This is a genomic window from Rhizobium sp. M1 (assembly GCF_002531805.1).
Classification (GTDB): domain Bacteria; phylum Pseudomonadota; class Alphaproteobacteria; order Rhizobiales; family Rhizobiaceae; genus Rhizobium; species Rhizobium etli_C.
Genome location: NZ_NWSW01000110.1, coordinates 1 through 1,141, shown reverse-complemented (window position 1 = coordinate 1,141; position 1,141 = coordinate 1). Strand labels below are relative to the sequence as shown.

General features: G+C 62.2%; 1 protein-coding gene. It reads left to right on the top strand.

Annotated elements, in window-relative coordinates:
• Positions 1-2: 2 nt before the first annotated feature.
• Positions 3-1,141, top strand: a 1,139-nt coding sequence (gene tuf / locus CO655_RS33160; RefSeq protein WP_097667974.1) for an elongation factor Tu, incomplete at its 3' end; no start/stop codon positions are given.

Sequence of the window (1,141 nt, the reverse complement as noted above, 5' to 3'; positions counted from 1 at the left end):
AAATGGCAAAGAGTAAGTTTGAGCGCAACAAGCCGCACGTCAACATTGGCACGATCGGCCACGTTGACCACGGCAAGACGTCTCTGACGGCAGCGATCACGAAGTACTTCGGTGAGTTCAAGGCGTACGACCAGATCGACGCGGCTCCGGAAGAGAAGGCGCGCGGCATCACCATCTCGACGGCGCACGTCGAATATGAGACGCCGAACCGCCACTACGCGCACGTCGACTGCCCCGGCCATGCCGACTACGTCAAGAACATGATCACCGGTGCTGCCCAGATGGACGGCGCGATCCTGGTGTGCTCGGCTGCTGACGGCCCGATGCCGCAGACGCGCGAACACATCCTGCTGGCCCGCCAGGTCGGCGTTCCGGCGATCGTTGTGTTCCTGAACAAGGTCGACCAGGTTGACGACGCCGAGCTGCTCGAACTCGTCGAGCTCGAAGTTCGCGAACTGCTGTCGTCCTACGACTTCCCGGGCGATGACATTCCGGTTGTCAAGGGTTCGGCGCTGGCCGCTCTTGAAGATAGCGACAAGAAGATCGGCGAAGACGCGATCCGCGAGCTGATGGCAGCGGTCGACGCCTACATCCCGACGCCTGAGCGTCCGATCGACCAGCCGTTCCTGATGCCGATCGAAGACGTGTTCTCGATCTCGGGCCGCGGCACTGTCGTGACCGGCCGCGTCGAGCGTGGCATTGTCAAGGTTGGCGAAGAAGTCGAGATCGTCGGCATCCGTCCGACCTCGAAGACGACGGTGACCGGCGTTGAAATGTTCCGCAAGCTGCTCGACCAGGGCCAGGCCGGCGACAACATCGGCGCACTGGTTCGCGGTGTTAACCGTGACGGCGTCGAGCGTGGCCAGATCCTGTGCAAGCCGGGTTCGGTCAAGCCGCACAAGAAGTTCATGGCAGAAGCCTACATCCTGACGAAGGAAGAGGGCGGCCGTCATACGCCGTTCTTCACCAACTACCGTCCGCAGTTCTACTTCCGCACGACCGACGTGACCGGCATCGTCACGCTGCCGGAAGGCACGGAAATGGTCATGCCGGGCGACAACGTCACGGTTGCCGTCGAGCTGATCGTTCCGATCGCGATGGAAGAAAAGCTGCGCTTCGCCATCCGCGAAGGCGGCCGCAC